Source organism: Faecalicatena contorta, from assembly GCF_021531995.1.
Taxonomy (GTDB): Bacteria; Bacillota; Clostridia; order Lachnospirales; family Lachnospiraceae; genus Dorea_A; species Dorea_A contorta_A.
The window spans coordinates 1-509 of record NZ_JAFBIZ010000305.1 but is presented as its reverse complement, the minus strand read 5'-3'; the positions used below and the strand labels follow the sequence as shown (position 1 = coordinate 509).

The window sequence follows — 509 nt, the reverse complement described above, 5'->3', positions numbered from 1 at the left end:
TCAGATGATCTTCTGAAGCGAGATTTCAAATCCGATAAGCCACTTGAAAAATGTGTAACTGACATTACCGAAATCAAGGCTAAAGATGGAAAATTATATGTTTCAGCTATCTTTGACCGCTTTGATTCCAGTGTCCTTGGTCTGGCAATGGAAAGCAACATGAAAGCAACTTTGTGCGAGCATACCCTGGATAATGCCTATCTGGCATATCCTGATCTGCGAGGGGCTATTGTACACTCTGACAGAGGAACACAATATACCAGTGAAACCTATCGTAAGGCTCTGGCAAAATACGGTATTATTCAAAGCATGAACAGTGCTGGTGGCAGGTGTCACGATAATGCCCGATGCGAAAGCATGTGGGCCAGAATGAAAAGCGAGCTTCTATATGACCGCTACAATACGGAAACTATGACCACAGAGGAACTGAAGGTTCTCATTTGGAGATATTTCATCAGTTACTGGAATAACAGGAGGATCTGCTCTGCTAACGGTGGGCTTCCTCCGAT

The 509-nt window shown here is 43.8% G+C and carries 1 protein-coding gene; it reads left to right on the top strand.

Annotation, left to right across the window (positions count from 1 at the left end; translation table 11 throughout):
- Positions 1-509: DDE-type integrase/transposase/recombinase (locus JQM82_RS16080; RefSeq protein ID WP_235251427.1), on the top strand; the 509-nt coding region annotated here is incomplete at both ends.